Genomic DNA, 18,633 nt, shown 5'->3' with positions numbered 1-18,633 from the left:
CTTCTTAGTAGCGGTAGTGGTCGGCCTTGTACGGGCCTGCCTTCGGTACGCTGATGTAGGCGGCCTGTTCGTCGGTCAGTTCTGATAGTTGCGCGTTCAGCGTCTTCAGTTGCAGACGGGCGACCTTTTCATCGAGGTGCTTGGGCAGCGTGTAGACACCGACCGGGTACTTGTTGGAACCCTTGACGGCTTCGGTCCACAGTTCGATCTGGGCGATCGTCTGGTTGGCGAACGAAGAAGACATCACGTAGGACGGATGGCCCGTGCCGCAACCAAGGTTCACCAGGCGGCCCTTGGCCAACAGGATGATGCGCTTGCCGTCCGGGAAGATCACGTGGTCGACTTGCGGCTTGATCTCTTCCCACTGGTACTTCTCGATCGAGGCGACGTCGATTTCGTTGTCGAAGTGGCCGATGTTGCAGACGATGGCGTTGTTCTTCATCGCGGCCATGTGGTCGTGGGTGATGACGTGGAAGTTGCCGGTGGTGGTAACGAAGATGTCGGCCTTGTCGGCAGCGTATTCCATGGTGACGACACGGTAGCCTTCCATCGCGGCCTGCAGGGCGCAGATCGGGTCGATTTCGGTGACCCAGACTTGTGCCGACAGGGCGCGCATGGCCTGGGCGGAGCCCTTGCCCACATCGCCGTAGCCGGCGATGACGGCGATCTTGCCGGCGATCATCACGTCGGTGGCGCGCTTGATGCCGTCGACCAGCGATTCGCGGCAGCCGTAGAGGTTGTCGAACTTGGACTTGGTCACCGAGTCATTGACGTTGATGCCCGGGAACTTCAGTTCGCCACGCTGGTGCATCTGGTACAGGCGATGCACGCCGGTGGTGGTTTCCTCGGTGACGCCCTTGATCTGGGCCAGGCGCACGGAATACCAGGTCGGGTCGACGGCCAGCTTAGCCTTGATCGCGGCGAACAGGATGGTTTCTTCTTCCGAACCCGGCTTGGCGAGCAGGGAGATGTCCTTTTCGGCACGGGCACCGAGATGCAGCAGCAGGGTGGCATCGCCGCCGTCGTCGAGGATCATGTTCGAATAACCGCCATCGGCCCATTCGAAGATGCGGTGGGTGTAATCCCAGTAGTCGACCAGGGTTTCGCCCTTGACGGCGAAGACCGGGATGTTCTGCGCGGCGATCGCAGCGGCAGCGTGGTCCTGGGTCGAGAAGATATTGCAGGAAGCCCAGCGGACTTCGGCGCCGAGCGCGGTCAGCGTCTCGATCAGCACGGCGGTCTGGATGGTCATGTGCAGCGAACCGGTGATGCGCGCGCCCTTGAGCGGCTGGGTCTTCGCGAATTCTTCGCGAATGGCCATCAGGCCGGGCATTTCGCCTTCGGCAATGAGGATTTCCTTGCGACCCCAGTCGGCAAGGGAAAGATCGGCAATAACGTAGTCTTTGAATTCAGCCACAGTAAGCTCCAAATGAACTGTGACGGGGAGGGGAAAGACGGTTTCTGCTCACCGGCGGCCCCCTGCGCCCGGCAGGGTTGATCAGTGAGCGCCGTTTTAAACCGAGCCTGGGAGTGATCTCCTGCAGCGCCCCTCGGTAGGTTGCGGATTATAAACCGATTTCAGGCGTTTTCGCCGGCCCAGTAGCGGTCGATGTCCTTGATGCCCCATTTTGCCGCATCCTCACGACCGGCGATCTTCTCCGGGCTGCGTGCCAGGTCGATGATTTCGGGGCGAATGTAGGCTTGCGACTTGGTCGAGAAAAAAACCTTGATCTTGGGCTTGAGCAGGGACTGCTCGCCCTGTTCGATGACGACGCCCAGCTTGCCGGATTCCAGGCGAACCAAAGAGCCGATCGGATAAATTCCCAAGCTCTTGACGAAAGCCTGAAAAACCTTGGGGTCAAAATGCCCCTTCCATTCCGCCATGCGCTTGATCGATTCGGCCGGGTCCCAGCCCGCTTTATAGGGGCGGTTGGAGGTGACGGCATCGTAGACGTCGCAGACTGCCCCCATTTTGGCGAACAGGCTCATTGTTTCTCCGTTCAGGCCTTTTGGGTAACCACTGCCGTCGACCTTTTCGTGGTGATGCAGGCAAACGTCCTTGGTCATCTCGCTGATGCCCGAGCCGGTCAGCAGCATTTTGTAACCCTCATCCGGGTGTGTTTTGACCAGATCAAATTCTGCATCGGTCAGCTTCCCCGGTTTGTTCAGCACCTCAAGCGGAATTGTCGCCTTGCCCAAGTCGTGCAGCAGTCCGGCCATACCGGCCTCGCGAGTTTGTTGCTCGTCGAGGCCCAACTGGCGAGCCAGTGCGATCATCAGGGCGCAGACGGCAACCGAGTGCATGAAGGTGTAGTCGTCGGCGGTCTTCAGCCGGGCCAGGCTGATCAATGCACCTGGGTTGCGCAGGACCGAGTTGGAAATTTCCTCGACCAGCGGTGCGGCTGCCTCTGCTTCGATGGCCTTACCCATGCGGGCTTCCTGGAACATCGAAACGACGGCTTCCTTACCCTTGGTGACGATGCGCGAGGCACGTTTGATTTCATCGTTGAAGGAAGATCTTTCCTGGATGGTCGGGCATTCGACTGGAATTTCATCGACCAGAACGGTTTCCGATTCGGTGGCCACGATTCCAGTGTCGAGATCCAACCCCTTGCTGATGTCGATCCAGACTTCCTTGATCGGACTTCCCAAAACAAGGGCGATGTCGTTGGGGTCGGACAGAACGAATTGTGTCCGCCAGAAGGGGTGATCCAGCCAAGCGCCGCAGAAAGCCTGCAGGTGCATGCCGAGGCGGAGATGTTCGACGGCTATCTTTTTAAGCATAGCTTGCAAGTTTAGCCATAAAAAAGGGAGCCGTGCTGGCTCCCTTTGTAAAACTAGGCCTGGTGGATTTACAGGCCGGCGTCCGATTTCAGCAATATGGCACGGTCGGTCGCTTCCCAGGTGAACTCCGGTTCGTCGCGGCCGAAATGGCCGTAGGCGGCAGTTTTCTGGTAGATCGGGCGGAGCAGGTCGAGCATGTTGACGATGCCTTTCGGGCGCAGGTCAAAGTGCTTCTTGATCAGCGCGGTCAGCGTTTCGTTGCTGACCTTGCCGGTGCCGAAGGTGTCGACCATGACCGAAGTCGGTTCGGCAACGCCGATGGCATAGGAAACCTGAACCAGGCAGCGCGAGGCCAGACCAGCGGCAACGATGTTCTTGGCGACGTAGCGGCCGGCATAGGCGGCGGAACGGTCGACCTTGGACGGATCCTTGCCGGAAAAGGCGCCGCCACCGTGCGGGGCAGCCCCGCCGTAGGTGTCGACGATGATCTTGCGGCCGGTTAGGCCGCAGTCGCCCTGCGGACCGCCGACGACGAAGCGACCGGTCGGGTTGACCAGAAACTTGATGTCGCCCTTGATCAGTTCCTTCGGCAGGACCGGCTTGATGATCTCTTCGATGGTCGCTTCGCGCAGGTCTTCCAGGCTAATGTCCGGCGAATGCTGAGTGGACAGCACAACGGTGTCGATCGAGTGCGGCTTGCCATCGACGTAGCGGATGGTGACCTGCGACTTGGCGTCCGGGCGGGCCCACGGCAGGCGGCCGTCCTTGCGCAGCAGTGCCTGGCGTTCAACCAGGCGGTGCGACAGGTAGATCGGCAGCGGCATCAGCGACGGCGTTTCGTCGCAGGCGTAGCCGAACATCAGGCCCTGATCGCCGGCGCCCTGGCCGAGATCGTCGTCGTAGGCCTTGTTGACACCCTGGGCGATATCCGGGCTCTGCTTGTCGTAGGCGACCAGCACGGCACAGCCCTTGTAGTCGATGCCGTAGTCGGTGTTGTCGTAGCCGATGCGCTTGATCGTCTCGCGGGCGACCTGGATGTAATCGACGTTGGCGCTGGTGGTGATTTCACCAGCCAGGACGACCAGGCCGGTATTGCACAGGGTTTCGGCGGCGACGCGGGAGTGCTTGTCCTGGGCCAGGATGGCGTCGAGGATGGCATCGGAAATCTGGTCGGCGACCTTGTCCGGATGGCCTTCGCCGACTGATTCGGAAGTGAAGAAATATTCGCTCATGCGAAGCTCCAATGGTCCTAGGTTCCGGCGCTACCGGCTTCGGACCACGAGCAGGCGACGCTTTAGCGGTATTTATTAATTGCCCCGCAAGTTGTCTGTTTAACTCGGCAATCCCATAATGTTAATCTTTTCACGGTGGGTTTCAACCCCCGGAGCCGCATGGTTTTTCTATTTAGATTTCTGAGCAAGCTGCCCTTGTGGTTGCTACATATGCTGGGGGGCTGGCTCGGTCGCCTGGTTTATCTGCTGTCGCCGACCTATCGCCGGCACGTCCGGGAAAACATGGCGCAAGCCGGCGTCGATCCGGCTTTGCGTGGTCAGGTCGCGGCCGAAGCCGGCAAGCAGATGCTCGAATTGGCCCGCATCTGGTTGCTTAAGCTCGAACAGGCGACCGCCCTGGTCACCGAGGTGGTCGGCTGGGAGCATGTCGAGGCCGCGCAGCGGGCCGGCAAGGGCATCGTTTTCCTGACCCCCCACCTCGGTTGCTTCGAGATCACGGCGCAGTATTACGCGGCCTTCGGCGATATCACCGTGCTCTACCGCCCGCCGCGCCAGGCTTCGCTGCGCCAGATGATTCTCGAAGGCCGCAAGCGGGAGCGCCTGCATCTGGCACCGGCCGACTTGTCCGGCGTGCGTTCGCTGATCAAGGCGCTGAAGAAGGGTGAGGCGGTCGGCATGTTGCCGGACCAAGCGCCCAAGGTCGGCGAGGGTGTCTGGCTCAAATTCTTCGGCAAGCCGGCCTACACCATGACCCTGGCCGCCCGCCTGACCGAAACCGGGGCGACGACGCTGATGGCCTGGGGTGAGCGCCTGCCGCACGGGCGCGGCTATCGGCTGCACCTGCAGCCGCCGAGCCGGGCACTCGAAGGGGCGACGGTGGATCGGGCGCAGCAGATCAATTTCGAAATCGAGGCCTTGGTGCGCCAATGCCCGAGCCAATACCTGTGGGGTTACAACCGCTACAAACATCCGGGCGGCGCCGAAGCGCCTCCGGTGGAGTGATTCGTCTTGAAACTTTTTTTTACTTACATCCTGGTCGGTTTTCTCTGGCTTTTGCACTGGCTGCCCTTGCCCTTCCTGCGCGGACTGGGCTGGCTGCTCGGGCGTCTGCTCTATGCCGCCGGCCGCGAACGGCGAAAGGTGGCGCTGATCAATCTTCGTTTGTGCTTTCCAGAAAAAAGCGAGGTCGAGCGCGAAAATCTGGCCCGCCGCCATTTCATTGCCTTCAGCCGCGCCGTACTTGACCGCACTCTGGGCTGGTGGGCCTCGAAGGAACGGCTGGAGCGCATCATCCGGATTCAAGGCGTTGAACACCTGAACGACCCCGACGGGCGGCCGATCATCATGTTGTCGCCCCATTTTGTCGGTCTCGATGCCGGAGCGACACGTATCTCCATGTTTGTCCGCGGTTGCAGTGTCTACTCAAACCAGAAGAATCCGGTTTTCAACAAGTTGCTTTATGATGGACGGATCAGATTCACCGAGGCGGTGCTGCTTTCACGGCAGGATGGCATGCGCAAGATCATCAAGGCGATGAAGGACGGTTACAAGTTCTACTATCTGCCGGACATGGATTTTGGTCCGAAAGAGTCGATTTTCGTGCCGTTTTTCGGTGTGCCGGCGGCGACCATTCCCGGGGTTTCCCGTCTGGCGCGGCTGACTGGCGCGAAGGTGGTGGCCTGCATTACGCGGCAGGTGGCGGATGGCTACGAAGTCGAGGTGATGCCGGCCTGGGACAATTTTCCCGGTGACAGCATCGAAGAAGACACCGCATTCGTGAATCGTTTTATCGAGAGCCAGGTGCTGCGCATGCCGGAACAGTACTTCTGGCTGCACAAGCGCTTCAAAACCCGGCCGCCCGGAGAACAGAGGTTTTATAAATGAACAGCCTGAACATCGAAATTCGTCCCGTCACGCCGCCCGATGTGCCGGCCATCTCGGCACTGGCCCGGGAAATCTGGCAGGCGACCTATCCGGGGATCATCACCCAGGAACAGATCGATTTCATGCTCGAACAGCGTTACGGCCACGAGCGGCTCTATGACGATATCGAGGATGCCGACAAGTGGCTCGACCAGGCCTTTCATAATGGCCGGCGGGTGGGTTTCGCCTTCAGCGAGCTCTACAAGGGTGAATTCAAGCTGGACAAGCTTTACATTCACCCTGATGTGCAGCGTCAGGGCGTCGGTGGTCAGCTGATCGCGCACGTCGCCCGCCGCGCTGCAAAGCTGGGCTACCCGTGCGTGATCCTGGCGGTGAACAAGCGCAACGAAAAAGCCATTGCCTCCTACAAGAAATACGGCTTTGCCGTGCGCGAGACGGTGGTTGACGATATCGGCCGCGGCTTTGTGATGGACGATTTCATCATGGAGAAGAAACTTTAGGAATTTGAGGTAACCCCCTGCCTCTGCTATCCTTTTTTAATTAACACGCGGAGCAGGCTGTGAAGCTCAAATTCTCGAAAATGCATGGCCTGGGCAACGATTTCGTTGTCCTGGACGGCATCCGCCAGGCGGTGACCCTGACCCCGGAGCAGTTGCGCTATCTGGCGGATCGCCATTTCGGCGTCGGTTGCGACCAGATTCTGCTGGTCGAAAAGGCCAGCCAGGCGGATGTCGATTTTCGCTACCGGATTTTCAATGCCGATGGCAGCGAGGTCGAGCAGTGCGGCAATGGCGCGCGCTGTTTCGTGCGTTTCGTGCATGAGCAGGGCCTGACCGACAAGCGCGAAATTCGCGTCGAAACGCTGAAAGGCATCATCACGCCGCGCCTCGAAGGCGATGGCAATGTCACGGTCGACATGGGGATTCCCCGATTTTTGCCGAACGAGATTCCCTTCCTGCACGACGACGATGTCGTCGTCTACAACCTCGCTGTGGCCGATGAAACGCTGGAAATCAGCGTCGTCTCGATGGGCAATCCGCATGCCGTGCAGGTTGTCGAGAGCGTAGACACGGCGCCGGTCGGCGAGCATGGCCCGCTGATCGAGAACCATGCGCAGTTCCCGCAGCGGGTGAACGCCGGCTTCATGCAGGTCGTCGATCGTCACGCCATCAAGTTGCGGGTCTACGAGCGCGGCTCGGGCGAGACGCTGGCCTGCGGGACCGGCGCTTGCGCCGCCGTGGTCGCCGGTATCCGGCGTGGCCTGCTCGATTCGCCGGTGCGCGTCACGACGCGCGGCGGCGACCTGAATATTGCCTGGGGCGGCGTTGACCGCCCGGTTTTGATGACCGGTCCGGCGATGACGGTCTTCTCTGGAGAGATTGAATTATGAGCGCCCTGTTTCCCGAAGATGTCGCGGATTACCTGAAGAATAATCCGGGTTTCTTCGAGCAATACGCCGACCTGATGGCGCAGATTTTCCTGCCGCATCCGCATGGCGGCCGGGCGGTGTCGTTGGCCGAGCGCCAGATGCTGACCCTGCGCGAAAAAAACCGGCAGACCGAAAGCAAGCTGGCCGAACTGATTGCCTTCGGCGAAGAGAACGATGCAATCAGCGAGAAAGTGCATCGCCTGTCGGTCGCCCTGATCGCCGCCGAGACCTTCCAGGCGGTGATTCATCTGCTCAATTTCCACTTGCGCGACGACTTTGCCGTGCCGCATGTCGCCCTGCGCTTGTGGCACAAGCCGGCCGGCATCGAGGATCTACCGGAATTCGCCGCGGTCAGCGAGGAGTTGCAGGTCTTTGCCGAAACCCTCGGTCGCCCGTACTGCGGCTCGACCGCCGGCTTCGGCACGGCATCGTGGTTCGGCGAACATGCCGGCCATATCCGTTCGCAGGCCTTGATCGCGCTGCGCAATGGCGGTGGCACGATCGGCATGATTGCGCTGGGTAGCGAGGAAGCACAGCGCTTCTACGCCGACATGGGCACCTTGTATCTGGAGCGGATGGGTGAAATGGTTTCCGCGGCGCTGGCCCGGGTAACCAAGAGCGTGCTCTAGGCGGTGAGTACGGCGAGTGCGGCGCTGGCTGGCTATCTGGCTGAACTGGCCGAGCAGCGCCGGCTGTCGCCGCATACCGTCAGCAATTACCGGCGCGATCTGGAAAAGCTGCTGGCCGCGGCCGGGGAAACCCCGCTTGGCCAACTGCAGGTGCACCAGATTCGCCGCTATGTTGCCCAGTTGCACGGCCAGGGCCTGTCCGGGCGCAGTCTGGCGCGGACGCTATCGGCCTGGCGGGGCTTTTTTGCCTGGCTGGGCGAACACGGTGCGGTACCAGCCAATCCTTGTGAAGGCGTCCGTTCGCCGAAGGCGCCGCGGCTGTTGCCGAAGGCCTTGGCGGTCGATGAGGCGGCGCGGCTGCTCGAGCCGGTCGACGGCGACGATCCCCGGCTGGCCGCCCGCGATGCGGCGATCTTCGAGTTGTTCTATTCCTCCGGTTTGCGGCTGGCCGAACTGGCGGCGCTCGATTGCGACGCGCTGGATAGCGTCCTCCATGAAGGCGAGCTGCGCGTTCTCGGCAAGCGAAGCAAGGCGCGGCTGGTGCCGGTCGGCAGCAAGGCGCGGCAGGCGCTGGCGGCCTGGGCCGAAGTGCGCAGCGAACTGGCGGCAGCCGACGAGCTGGCCCTGTTCGTCGGCCTGCGCGGCCGGCGCCTGAGTCACCGGATGATCCAGTTGCGCCTGAGCCGGCAGGCGGTGCTGGCCGGTTTGCCGCGCCACGTCCATCCGCACATGCTGCGCCATTCCTTCGCCTCGCACGTGCTGCAGTCGTCCGGCGATCTGCGCGCCGTGCAGGAAATGCTCGGCCACGCCAGCATCGCGTCGACGCAGGTCTATACCCACCTCGATTTCCAGCATCTGGCCAAGGTTTACGATACGGCGCATCCGCGGGCCAAGCGCAAGTAGGCGGACGCGGCCGGGCTTTTGCCGAAATTGCTGCGGTCGACTACTGAAAAAGCCGTAAAATCAGGCTTCAATTGACCTTTTGTTCACCAAGCACTATGATTGGCGGTTTCGAAAAATCGCCGGAATCAAGGAGTTAGTCATGGCAATCAACCGTAACCGCCGTTCTTCCCTGGAACGCCGCTGCGTTTCCAAGTCCACCAAGCGCCTGTTCAAGGGCGACGGCAAGACCATGTTCAAGGTCATCTACGCTGCCGAATGCCACGCACGTAACCGCAAGGCCCTGGGCGCTTAAGCTGCTGACAGTATTTCAAGCCCCGGTCGCCGCAAGGTGACCGGGGCTTCTTTCATTTGAGGTCGAGAAAACATGGCTCAGCTGATTTTGCTGCCGGGTAAGGAGCGCTCCGCGTTCAAACAGCACCATCCGTGGGTGTTCGCCGGTTCGGTCGGGCGCCTGGAAGGGCGTGCCCGGCCGGGTGATACGGTCGAGGTGCTGGCCGATAACCTGCGCCCGCTGGGGCGCGCCGCCTACAGCCCGAAATCGCAGATCCGCGCCCGTTTCTGGACCTTCGATGCCGACGAATCGGTCGATGACGCCTTCTTCAAGCGCCGGGTCAGCGCCGCCGTGGCGCGCCGCCAGGCGTTGCCCGAACTGCGCGGCCAGCAGGGCCTGCGCCTGATCCACGCCGAGTCGGATGGCCTGCCCGGCGTCATCGCCGACCAGTATGGGGACACCGTCGTCATCCAGCTGACTTCGGCCGGCGCCGACAAGTGGCGCAATGCCATCGTCGCCGGACTGGTCAAGGCGACCGGTTGCGCCCGCATCTATGAGCGTTCCGATTCCGACGTGCGCGGCCTCGAAGGCCTCGAACCGACGACCGGCTGGCTGTACGGCGCGGCGCCCGAGGCACCGCTGAGCATCGAGGAAAACGGCGTCAGGCTGGCGGTCGACGTGGTCGGCGGGCACAAAACCGGTTTCTATCTCGACCAGCGCGACAACCGCGCGCTGCTCGGCCAACTGGCGGCCGGCAAGGACGTCCTGAACTGCTTCTGCTACACCGCCGGTTTTTCGCTGCAGGCCCTGGCCGGCGGTGCGGCCAGCGTGCTGTCGATCGACTCTTCCGGCCCGGCGCTCGCCCAGGGCCAGGCCAATCTGGCGCTCAATCCGCAATTGCCGGCCGAACGGGCCCAGTGGCAGGAGGCCGATGTCTTCCAGGCGCTGCGCGACTTCAAGAAGGAGGGCCGCCTGTTCGACCTGATCGTCCTCGATCCGCCCAAGTTCGCCCCCTCGGCCTCGCATGCCGAGCGCGCGGCGCGCGCCTACAAGGACATCAACGTCTTCGGCTTCAAGCTGCTGAAACCGGGCGGCCTGCTGATGACCTATTCCTGTTCCGGCGGCATCGGTCTCGAACTGTTCCAGAAGATCGTTGCCGGCGCGGCGCACGATGCTGGTCGGGAGGCGCGCATCGTCCGCCGACTGGCCGGCGCGGCCGATCATCCGGTTGCATTGAACTTCTCCGAAGGTGAATATCTCAAAGGCCTGCTCGTCCAGGTCGATTAAACTCTCGTCGTGAATCCCTTGCGCCACCTCCTTCTCGTTGCCGTTCTCCTCTTCGCCCAACTGGCGGCGGGGGCGCACGCCGTCGAGCATGCGGCGGGCAACGAGGGGGTTCTGCCGACGCATGTCTGCGAGCTGTGCCTGGCAGCGCACGATCTCGGTTCGGCCTTGCCGTCCGTACTGGCGCTGCCGCCGCTGCTGGCGGCGCACGATCGTCCCGTTGCGCTGCCGCTCGGCGGGCGCAGCGCTTTGCCGCCGCCGCTGGCCCGCCAGGGCGCGCCGCCTCAATCCTGAAAATCGCCCCTTTTTGACTGTCGACCGCAGCCCACGGGTATTTCCCATGGGCGGTCGACGCAGCGCATTTTTCAGGAGAATTCCATGCATAAGCCATTTGCCGTGGCTGCCCTGCTGGCCGCCTCATGCGGCGCCCAGGCAGCATCCGATAACGATCTGGCGGCCATCCGCGGCCAGATCGACGAAATGAAGAAGTCCTACGAGCAGCGCATTGCCGCGCTCGAACAAAAGCTGGTCCAGGCTGAGGCGCAGGCCAAAAGCAGTCCGCCGCCGGTGTCGCCAGCGCCGGCCCCCGTTGCCGAGAGCCGTCCGGTTGGCGCGGCAACGACGGCCAGCGGCTTCAACCCCGAGGTCTCGCTGATCCTGCAGGGCCAGTACAAGAACATGAAGAATGTCGCCGAACGCGGCATTACCGGTTTTGTCCCAGCCGGCGGCCACGATCATGGCAGCGGTACGATCGAGGGCATCAACAAGCGCGGTTTCTCGCTCGATCATACCGAACTGGTCTTTGCCGCCAATATCGATCCCTACTGGCGCGGCCAGGCGATCATCGCCGCCCTCGATGGCCAGGCCGAGGTCGAGGAGGCCTGGTTCCAGTCGCTCGGGATTGGCCAGGGCATCGGCCTGAAGGCCGGTCGTTTCCGTTCCGGGATCGGCTATCTGAACGAGCAGCACCCGCACATGTGGGATTTCGCCGATGCGCCACTGATGTATCAGGCGATGTTCGGCACCGAAGGCGGCTACGCGCAGGATGGCGTGCAACTGAAATGGCTGGCGCCGACGCCGGTCTTCCTCGAATTCGGCGCCGAGTTCGGGCGCGGTGCCAATTTCCCGGGTTCCGATCGCAACAAGAACGGCAGCGGGGCAGGTGCGCTGTTTGCCCACGTCGGTGACGATCTCGGTGTCGCCCATAGCTGGCGGGCCGGGCTGTCTTACCTGAAGACCTCGGCCCGCGAACGCGAGGCGCATTTCGAGGATACGGTGAATGGGGTCGAGGCGCTGAGCAAGTTCACCGGCGATTCGACGACCTGGCTGGCCGATTTCGTCTGGAAATGGGCGCCGAACGGCAATCCGAAATACCAGAATTTCAAGTTCCAGAGCGAGTACTTCCTGCGCAGCGAAAAGGGCGACCTGAGTTGCGGCGAAGCCGAAGCCGGCGTCGCCGTATCCTGCCAGGACATCACCAGCGGCTACCGGACCCGGCAGTCCGGCTGGTACACCCAGGGCGTCTACCAGTTCACGCCGAACTGGCGGGCCGGCCTGCGTTACGAGCAACTCGACAGCGGCACGCGCGATTTGGGTGAAAATGGCAACTATCTTGCGGTCGACCACTACAAACCGAAGAAAACCACAGCGATGATCGATTACAGTTGGAGCGAGTTCTCGCGCCTCCGCCTGCAGTTTGCCCAGGACAAGTCGATGCAGGGCATTACCGACAATCAGGTCACCATGCAGTACATCATGAGCCTCGGGGCGCATGGTGCGCACAAGTTCTAGGAGACGGCGATGAGCAAATTGTTTCCCACGCTGTTGCTGACGCTGGCTTCGCTGCCGGCCTGGGCCAATCTCAACGTCTTTGCCACGGTGCCGGAATGGGCCAGCCTGGCCCGGGAAATCGGCGGCGACAAGGTGCGCGTCTATAGCGCCACCAATGCCTTCCAGGACCCGCACCGGATCGAGGCCAAGCCCTCGCTGCTGGCCCAGGCCCGGCAGGCCAACCTGGTGGTGGCGGCCGGCGCCGATCTGGAAGTCGGCTGGCTACCGCTAGTTTTGCGCGATTCGGGCAATGCGGCCATCCAGGCCGGGCGGCCGGGCTACTTCGAGGCGGCCAATTTCGTCAGCCGGCTGGAAGTGCCGACCTCCGTCGACCGCGCCCAGGGCGATGTCCATGCCGCCGGCAATCCGCATCTCCATCTCGATCCGCACAATGTCCTGAAGGTCGGTGAAGCACTGGCCGGCCGCATGGCCGAGCTCGATGCAGCCAATGCCGCGGCCTACCAGGCCGGCTACAAGACCTTTGCCGGCAAATGGCAGGCTGCCATGGCGCGTTGGGAGAAGGAAGCGGCGCCCTTGCGCGGCGTGCCGGTGCTGGTCCATCACGCCTCCTTCCTTTACCTGGCCAACTGGCTGGGCTTGAAAGAGGTCGGTACGCTGGAGCCGAAGCCGGGTATCGAGCCGACCAGCGGCCACCTGAGTAGCCTGCTGGCGCGGCAGCAGACGCTGCCGGCCAAGATGGTGCTGCGCACCGCCTACAACCCGGATGGGCCGAGCCAATGGATTGCCGGCAAAACCGGCCTGCCGGCGGTGCTGCTGCCCTATACGGTGGGCGGTACGGCGGAGGCGAAAGACCTGTTCGGTCTGTTCGACGATACCGTGCAGCGCTTGCTGAAAGGCCTGCGTTGACATCCTTGCTCCAGGTCGAGGCATTGGTCGCCGGCTGGCAGCAGCCGGCGACGCCGCCCGTCAATCTCAGCCTGGCGGCCGGCGAAATCATCGGCCTGACCGGGCCGAACGGCGTCGGCAAAAGCACCGTGCTGGCCGCCCTGGCCGGCCGGGCGCAGGTCTTTGCCGGCCGCATCGTGCGCCAGCCGGGCCTGCGCCTGGCCCTGCAGACGCAGGATGTGCCGCCGGTGGACGGCCTGCCGCTGTCCGGGCGTGAGCTACTCCAGCTGACTGGAGCCAGCCCGCAGGGGCTGCCGCCCTGGCTGATCGATCGCCTCGACCAACGCCTCGATCGCCTGTCCGGCGGCCAGCGCCACTACCTGGCCTTGTGGGCGATCCTGCACGCGCCGGCCGACCTGGTCCTGCTCGACGAACCGACCAATAACCTCGATGCCGCCGGTGTCCAGCATTTGACGGCGCACTTGCACGACCGGGCCCGGGCCGGGGCCGGCATCGTCGTCGTCAGCCATGACGCCGCCTTTGTCGAGGCGGCCTGCGATCGCGTTCTTCGGCTGGAGGCCGGAAATGGCGAGTGACCTGTTCCTGATTCCCTTCCTGACCGGGCTGTGCCTGGCCGTTTTGCTGCCGCTGCTCGGCGCCTACCTGCGCCTGCGCGACGAATGGCTGGCTGCGCTGGCCTATTCGCATGTGGCCGCGGCTGGCGCCTTGCTCGCCCTGGTCGGCGGCTTTGTACCGGCCATCGGCGGCGTTGCGGCGGCTGGTCTGGCCGGGGCCAGCAAGCGCCTGTTTGCCGGCCGGCTGAGCGGTGGCGCCAGCTATGCGCTATTGTTGCTCGGTGGCTGGGCGGTTGCCGTGCTGCTGGCTGCCAACCAGCCGATGGCGGAGCGCCTGGGCCATGCCCTGTTTGATGGCCAGCTCTATTTCGCCGGTCCGGCGCAACTGTCGGTGGTGGTGCCGGGCGGTCTGCTGGCGCTGGTCGTTTTGCGCCGGCTGGCCAAAAACCTGTTGCTGGCCCACGTCTACCCCGATTTTTTCCGCATTCGTGGTCTGCGCGCTTGGCCGACGCAGAGCGGTTTCGATCTGCTGGCCGCGCTGTGCTTGGCGCTGGCGACGATGAACCTCGGTGTGATGGGCGCTTTTGCGCTGGTGTTCATCCCCCCCTGGCTGGCTTTCCGGCGCGCCCGGAACTGGCGGGCCGGCCTCTGGCTGGCGCTACTGATCGGTGTCTTCGGCTATGTCCTTGCCTTTGGCATCGCGCTTGGCCTGGATCAACCCTTCGGCCCGGTGCTCGCCCTGCTGTTGATCGTCATCGGTCTGGTCATTGCATGACGCATTAGGGCATGCTAAAACACGCTCTCAGTATGTGGAGTGGTCATGGTTTTTTCCTTTTTCAAGAAGCAGCCTGAAAAAATGCCGGAGCGCCAGGCAGCGCGCCCGCGTGCCCCGGCCGTCCGGCTGCCCGAGGTGCCGCCGCCGGTGCAGCCGGTTGAAGAGGTGATCCCGCTCGCCGAGCCGCTGCCCGATCTTGAGTTCACGCTGGACGACCAGCCCGCTATCGCGCCCGGCTCCGCAAAGGCGCTCGCCGTCCAGGATGATTCGGGCTTCGACATGGACGAATTCGACCGTGATTTCACCGAGTCGAGCGTCATGGCGATCGACGTCGGTCACGACCTCGACCCGCTGCAGGGAGATATCGAGCAAGCCGTCGTCCTCTTTGCCAACGGTCAGGATGCCGCCGCCCGTTCTTTGCTGGAAACCTTCATTCGCACCTACCCGGGGCAGGAGGGGTTGCGTTTCTGGCTGCTGCTGTTCGATCTGCTGCAAGTGGTCGGTGATCAGGCAGGTTTTGAAAAGCTCGGCGTCGAATTCGCCGAGGCCTGCGAAACCTCGCCGCCGACCTGGCGCGAACAGGCACCGGTGGTGCGCAACAGCGAAAACGGCGTCAAATTTTTTTCGCTGCAGGGCGTGTTGACCGCCGAGGGCCTGCAACCGCTCGATGAGTTGCGCCATATGCTGGCTGCCAAACAGCCAGCGCTGATTGATTGCGGCAAGCTGATCGGCTGCGACGACGAAGTCGCCGGCCAGTTCGCCGAACTGCTCAGCCAGGCCCGGCGGCGCGGGGTCGCGCTGACCCTGGAGCGGGCCGAGGCTTTCATGGGGCGGCTGAACGATCGTTTGCAGGCGGGCGATCCGGTACATGGCGCATCCTGGCAACTGTTGCTCGAATTGCTGCAGCGCCTCGGGCCGCAAGAGGCTTTCGAGGAGCGGGCAGTCGATTACGCGGTGACCTTCGAATTGTCGCCGCCCTCCTGGGAAGTGCAGCCGGTCAGCAAGTCGCCGCTGCCGGCGGTAACCCGGGCGGCCGATGCCTATTACCTGGCCGGCGACCTGAAGAGTTCGCGTTTTGAAGAGCTGGTCGCCGTCATCGAGCAGCACGAGTCGCCGATCCTCGATTTTTCGGCGGTTCGCCGGATGGATTTTTTCTCGGCCGGGCAACTGGTCAATCGCCTGGCGCCCTACAAGGCGGCCGGGCGCGACATCATCATTCGCAGCCCGAATCATCTGGTTGCGGAACTGATGGCCGTTGTCGGCCTCAATAAACAGGCACGCATCATCGTTCCCAAGTCTTAAGAGTCAGGAAAAAACATGGAGCAATATCACGGCACGACCATCCTGTCGGTGCGCCGGGGAAGTTCCGTCGCCATGGCCGGCGACGGCCAGGTCACGCTCGGCAATGTGGTTATCAAGGCGACGGCGCGCAAGGTGCGCCGGCTGTATCAGGGGCGCATCCTGGCCGGTTTTGCCGGCGGTACGGCGGATGCCTTCACGCTGTTTGAACGTTTCGAAGCCAAGCTCGACAAGCACCAAGGCAACCTGATGCGTTCGGCCGTCGAACTGGCCAAGGACTGGCGCTCGGACCGCGCGCTGCGCCGGCTGGAGGCGATGCTGTCGGTAGCCGACAAGGAAGTCTCGCTGATCATTACCGGCAACGGCGACGTGCTCGAGCCGGAACAAGGCATCGTCGCCATCGGTTCGGGCGGTTCCTACGCCCAGAGCGCGGCGCGCGCCCTGCTGGAAAATACCGAGCTGTCGCCGCGCGACATCGTCACCAAGTCGCTGGAAATCGCCGGCGATATTTGCATCTATACCAACCGCAATTTCACGATCGAGGCCCTCGAATGACCGCGATGACGCCGCAGGAAATCGTTTCCGAACTGGACAAGCACATCGTTGGCCAGAACAACGCCAAGAAATCGGTCGCCATCGCGCTGCGCAACCGCTGGCGGCGGGCCCAGGTCGCCGAGCCGCTGCGCCAGGAAATCACCCCGAAGAACATCCTGATGATCGGACCGACCGGCGTCGGCAAGACCGAAATCGCCCGCCGCCTGGCCCGCCTGGCCAACGCGCCCTTCATCAAGATCGAGGCGACCAAGTTCACCGAAGTCGGCTATGTCGGCCGTGACGTCGAGACCATCATCCGCGATCTGGTCGAAATGGCCATCAAGTCGCACCGCGAACGGGCGATGAAGGGCATGCGGGCTCGCGCCGAGGATGCCGCCGAGGATCGCATCCTCGACGTGCTGCTGCCGCCGGCGCGCAGCCCGGGCTTTTTTGCCGAAAACAGCGAGTCGACCGCCGGAGACAATACGACCCGGCAGAAATTTCGCAAGAAACTGCGCGAAGGTGAACTCGACGACAAGGAAATCGACATCGACGTCGCGGCGCCGAGCATGCAGGCCGAAATCTTCGCACCACCGGGCATGGAGGAACTGACCCAGCAGATCCAGGGCATGTTCCAGAACATGGGCGGCGGCAAGAAGAAGTCGCGCAAGCTTAAAATTCCCGAAGCGCTCAAGCTGCTCACCGACGAGGAAGCGGCCAAGCTGGTCAATGACGAGGAGGTCAAGCTGGAGGCGGTGAAGGCGGTCGAGCAGAACGGCATCGTCTTCCTCGACGAGCTGGACAAGATTGCCAGCCGTTCCGACAGCCACGGAGCCGACGTCTCGCGCCAGGGCGTGCAGCGCGACCTGCTGCCGCTGGTCGAAGGGACGACGGTGTCGACCAAGTACGGCATGATCAAGACCGACCACATCCTGTTCATCGCTTCCGGCGCTTTCCATCTGTCGAAGCCGTCCGACCTGATCCCGGAACTGCAGGGTCGTTTCCCGATCCGCGTCGAACTGGATTCGCTGTCGGTCGCCGATTTCGAGTGCATCCTGACCCAGACCGATGCCTGCCTGACCCGTCAGTACCAGGCGTTGCTCGAAACCGAAGGGGTGACGCTGGAATTTGCCGAGGACGGCATCAAGCGGCTGGCCGAGATCGCCTATCAGGTCAATGAAAAGACCGAGAACATCGGGGCGCGCCGCTTGCATACCGTGATGGAAAAACTGCTCGAGGAGATTTCCTTCGAGGCCGGCAAGGCCGGGCCGCAGAGCATCGTCATCGACGCCGCTGCCGTCAATCAGCGGCTGGGTGAACTGGCTGCCGACGAAGACCTGTCGCGTTACGTGCTGTAAATCCTTGCTCCAGTGGGCGGGCGCATGAGGGTATTCCCGATTGCGCCCGCTTTGCATTTTTCCGCACAATCCTGCCATTCAACCGCCACGCTGCGAGGTACCCCGCTTGGCCGATACCAGCCTGACCCTGCGCCTCGCCGCCATCCTCTTTCCGATTTTCGGCATCGTCGCTGCCGGCTATTTCTACGCCCGCCACCACAAGCCGGAAATGGCGGTGGCCAACCGGCTGAACATGGATGTCTTCGTGCCGGCCCTGGTCTTTGCGGCGATGGCCGGCAAGTCCTTCGACCTGACTGCCTACGCACCGCTGGCGCTGGGTGGTTTCATCGTATTGGCGAGCTGCGGCCTGCTCGCCTGGCCGATTGCCCGACTGATCGGCATTCAGCCGAAGACGCTGGCGCCGCCGATGATGTTCAACAACTCCGGCAACATCGGCCTGCCGCTCGCAGTGCTGGCTTGGGGTGAAGAAGCCCTGCCGGCGGCGGTGATCCTGTTCATGGTCGAAAACACGCTGCATTTCTCGTTCGGGGCACGCCTGCTCGACCCGAATACCCGCTTGCTGACCTTGTGGCGGGTGCCGGTGGTTTTTGCCGCCATCGCCGGGTTGACCGTAGCCGTCCTCAAAATCCCGATCTGGTCGCCGCTGGTCATCGCCATCAAGATGCTGGGCGACGTCTCGGTGCCGCTGCTGCTTTTTTCACTTGGCGTGCGGATGACTGATGTCTCGTTCCGGGAATGGAAAGTGGCGACCGGCAGCGCCATCCTTCGCCCGCTGGCCGGCATGCTGATCGCCGCCGGCGTCATCCAGCTGCTCGGCTTGCAGGGGCGCGAGGCGGCGATGTTACTGGTGTTCGGCGCCTTGCCGCCGGCCGTGCTCAACTTCCTGTTTGCCGAACGCTACAAGCAGGAGCCGCAGCGGGTCGCCTCGATCGTGCTGATCGGCAATCTGGCGGCGCTGGTTTTCCTGCCGCTGGCGCTGGTCCTGGTGCTCTAAGCCGGC

20 protein-coding genes and 1 riboswitch are annotated in these 18,633 nt (G+C 62.9%); of the genes, 17 read left to right on the top strand and 3 right to left on the bottom strand.

The window, feature by feature from the left end:
- Positions 1–4: 4 nt before the first annotated feature.
- The 3 genes from ahcY to metK all read right to left on the bottom strand — a co-directional run bounded on the left by ahcY (position 5) and on the right by metK (position 4,016).
- On the bottom strand, positions 5–1,417 hold the full coding sequence (gene ahcY / locus GH663_RS19800) for an adenosylhomocysteinase (protein WP_153133313.1): 1,413 nt from the start codon (positions 1,415–1,417) through the stop codon (positions 5–7).
- A gap of 79 nt (positions 1,418–1,496) precedes the next feature.
- Positions 1,497–1,558: riboswitch (S-adenosyl-L-homocysteine riboswitch) on the bottom strand.
- 20 nt (positions 1,559–1,578) lie between these two features.
- On the bottom strand, positions 1,579–2,784 hold the full coding sequence (locus tag GH663_RS19795; protein ID WP_153133312.1) for an HD-GYP domain-containing protein: 1,206 nt from the start codon (positions 2,782–2,784) through the stop codon (positions 1,579–1,581).
- A gap of 68 nt (positions 2,785–2,852) precedes the next feature.
- Entirely contained in the window at positions 2,853–4,016 is a 1,164-nt protein-coding gene (gene metK, locus GH663_RS19790) for a methionine adenosyltransferase (RefSeq protein WP_153133311.1), read from the bottom strand.
- 159 nt (positions 4,017–4,175) lie between these two features.
- Between metK and GH663_RS19785 the strand changes: the two genes are divergently transcribed.
- The 17 genes from GH663_RS19785 (at position 4,176) to GH663_RS19710 (ending at position 18,627) form a co-directional block, all read left to right on the top strand.
- Positions 4,176–5,018, top strand: a complete 843-nt coding sequence (locus tag GH663_RS19785) for a lysophospholipid acyltransferase family protein (protein ID WP_153133310.1) — start codon at positions 4,176–4,178, stop codon at positions 5,016–5,018.
- A 6-nt stretch (positions 5,019–5,024) separates the two neighbouring features.
- Entirely contained in the window at positions 5,025–5,900 is an 876-nt protein-coding gene (locus GH663_RS19780; protein ID WP_153133309.1) for a lysophospholipid acyltransferase family protein, read from the top strand.
- Positions 5,897–6,400 (top strand): GNAT family N-acetyltransferase, encoded by a 504-nt coding sequence (locus GH663_RS19775; protein WP_153133308.1) that lies wholly within the window; start codon positions 5,897–5,899, stop codon positions 6,398–6,400. Before GH663_RS19780 ends, GH663_RS19775 begins: the two co-directional genes overlap by 4 nt.
- Positions 6,401–6,459: 59 nt before the next feature.
- Positions 6,460–7,290, top strand: a complete 831-nt coding sequence (gene dapF, locus GH663_RS19770) for a diaminopimelate epimerase (RefSeq protein ID WP_153133307.1) — start codon at positions 6,460–6,462, stop codon at positions 7,288–7,290.
- A complete protein-coding gene (locus tag GH663_RS19765; RefSeq protein ID WP_153133306.1) occupies positions 7,287–7,958 on the top strand; it encodes a DUF484 family protein in 672 nt (223 codons plus the stop codon). The genes dapF and GH663_RS19765 overlap by 4 nt, the downstream gene beginning before the upstream one ends.
- A 3-nt stretch (positions 7,959–7,961) precedes the next feature.
- The gene (xerC, locus tag GH663_RS19760; RefSeq protein WP_153133305.1) at positions 7,962–8,861 is read left to right on the top strand and encodes a tyrosine recombinase XerC; all 900 of its coding nucleotides are present in this window, start codon (positions 7,962–7,964) and stop codon (positions 8,859–8,861) included.
- A 139-nt stretch (positions 8,862–9,000) separates the two neighbouring features.
- The gene (locus GH663_RS21015) at positions 9,001–9,153 is read left to right on the top strand and encodes a hypothetical protein (protein ID WP_169795468.1); all 153 of its coding nucleotides are present in this window, start codon (positions 9,001–9,003) and stop codon (positions 9,151–9,153) included.
- A 72-nt stretch (positions 9,154–9,225) separates the two neighbouring features.
- Positions 9,226–10,419: a class I SAM-dependent rRNA methyltransferase gene (locus tag GH663_RS19755; protein ID WP_153133304.1), complete on the top strand. Its 1,194-nt coding sequence runs from the start codon at positions 9,226–9,228 to the stop codon at positions 10,417–10,419.
- Positions 10,420–10,437: 18 nt separating this feature from the next.
- On the top strand, positions 10,438–10,710 hold the full coding sequence (locus GH663_RS19750; protein WP_153133303.1) for a hypothetical protein: 273 nt from the start codon (positions 10,438–10,440) through the stop codon (positions 10,708–10,710).
- Between the two features lie 84 nt (positions 10,711–10,794).
- The gene (locus GH663_RS19745; protein WP_153133302.1) at positions 10,795–12,207 is read left to right on the top strand and encodes a TonB-dependent receptor; all 1,413 of its coding nucleotides are present in this window, start codon (positions 10,795–10,797) and stop codon (positions 12,205–12,207) included.
- Between the two features lie 9 nt (positions 12,208–12,216).
- Complete coding sequence (locus tag GH663_RS19740; protein ID WP_153133301.1) at positions 12,217–13,113, top strand: metal ABC transporter substrate-binding protein; 897 nt, start codon at positions 12,217–12,219, stop codon at positions 13,111–13,113.
- Positions 13,110–13,688 (top strand): ATP-binding cassette domain-containing protein, encoded by a 579-nt coding sequence (locus tag GH663_RS19735; protein ID WP_246181657.1) that lies wholly within the window; start codon positions 13,110–13,112, stop codon positions 13,686–13,688. The genes GH663_RS19740 and GH663_RS19735 overlap by 4 nt, the downstream gene beginning before the upstream one ends.
- Positions 13,678–14,442, top strand: coding sequence for a metal ABC transporter permease (locus tag GH663_RS19730; RefSeq protein WP_211371216.1), 765 nt, complete (start codon positions 13,678–13,680; stop codon positions 14,440–14,442). The genes GH663_RS19735 and GH663_RS19730 overlap by 11 nt, the downstream gene beginning before the upstream one ends.
- Before the next feature lie 45 nt (positions 14,443–14,487).
- Positions 14,488–15,744 (top strand): STAS domain-containing protein, encoded by a 1,257-nt coding sequence (locus GH663_RS19725; protein WP_153133299.1) that lies wholly within the window; start codon positions 14,488–14,490, stop codon positions 15,742–15,744.
- A 15-nt stretch (positions 15,745–15,759) separates the two neighbouring features.
- A complete protein-coding gene (hslV, locus tag GH663_RS19720; RefSeq protein ID WP_066883305.1) occupies positions 15,760–16,296 on the top strand; it encodes an ATP-dependent protease subunit HslV in 537 nt (178 codons plus the stop codon).
- The gene (hslU, locus tag GH663_RS19715; protein WP_066883307.1) at positions 16,293–17,633 is read left to right on the top strand and encodes an ATP-dependent protease ATPase subunit HslU; all 1,341 of its coding nucleotides are present in this window, start codon (positions 16,293–16,295) and stop codon (positions 17,631–17,633) included. The genes hslV and hslU overlap by 4 nt, the downstream gene beginning before the upstream one ends.
- 106 nt (positions 17,634–17,739) lie before the next feature.
- Positions 17,740–18,627 (top strand): AEC family transporter, encoded by an 888-nt coding sequence (locus tag GH663_RS19710; RefSeq protein WP_246181656.1) that lies wholly within the window; start codon positions 17,740–17,742, stop codon positions 18,625–18,627.
- Positions 18,628–18,633 lie beyond the last annotated feature (6 nt).

It is taken from the genome of Dechloromonas hortensis, assembly GCF_009469765.1.
Taxonomy (GTDB): domain Bacteria; phylum Pseudomonadota; class Gammaproteobacteria; order Burkholderiales; family Rhodocyclaceae; genus Azonexus; species Azonexus hortensis.
Note: the sequence above shows the minus strand (reverse complement) of the source record. Positions and strands in the feature narration are given on the sequence as shown.

Bases quoted from the DNA above. Each gene is read 5' to 3' on its own strand.
- GH663_RS19795 (WP_153133312.1), bottom strand. From the start codon at position 2,784: ATGCTTAAAAAGATAGCCGTCGAACATCTCCGCCTCGGCATGCACCTG.
- GH663_RS19775 (WP_153133308.1), top strand. From the start codon at position 5,897: ATGAACAGCCTGAACATCGAAATTCGTCCCGTCACGCCGCCCGATGTG.
- GH663_RS19730 (WP_211371216.1), top strand. From the start codon at position 13,678: ATGGCGAGTGACCTGTTCCTGATTCCCTTCCTGACCGGGCTGTGCCTG.
- GH663_RS19755 (WP_153133304.1), top strand. From the start codon at position 9,226: ATGGCTCAGCTGATTTTGCTGCCGGGTAAGGAGCGCTCCGCGTTCAAA.
- GH663_RS19785 (WP_153133310.1), top strand. From the start codon at position 4,176: ATGGTTTTTCTATTTAGATTTCTGAGCAAGCTGCCCTTGTGGTTGCTA.
- GH663_RS19745 (WP_153133302.1), top strand. From the start codon at position 10,795: ATGCATAAGCCATTTGCCGTGGCTGCCCTGCTGGCCGCCTCATGCGGC.
- GH663_RS19725 (WP_153133299.1), top strand. From the start codon at position 14,488: ATGGTTTTTTCCTTTTTCAAGAAGCAGCCTGAAAAAATGCCGGAGCGC.
- hslU (WP_066883307.1), top strand. From the start codon at position 16,293: ATGACCGCGATGACGCCGCAGGAAATCGTTTCCGAACTGGACAAGCAC.
- GH663_RS19765 (WP_153133306.1), top strand. From the start codon at position 7,287: ATGAGCGCCCTGTTTCCCGAAGATGTCGCGGATTACCTGAAGAATAAT.
- hslV (WP_066883305.1), top strand. From the start codon at position 15,760: ATGGAGCAATATCACGGCACGACCATCCTGTCGGTGCGCCGGGGAAGT.
- GH663_RS19740 (WP_153133301.1), top strand. From the start codon at position 12,217: ATGAGCAAATTGTTTCCCACGCTGTTGCTGACGCTGGCTTCGCTGCCG.
- GH663_RS21015 (WP_169795468.1), top strand. From the start codon at position 9,001: ATGGCAATCAACCGTAACCGCCGTTCTTCCCTGGAACGCCGCTGCGTT.
- metK (WP_153133311.1), bottom strand. From the start codon at position 4,016: ATGAGCGAATATTTCTTCACTTCCGAATCAGTCGGCGAAGGCCATCCG.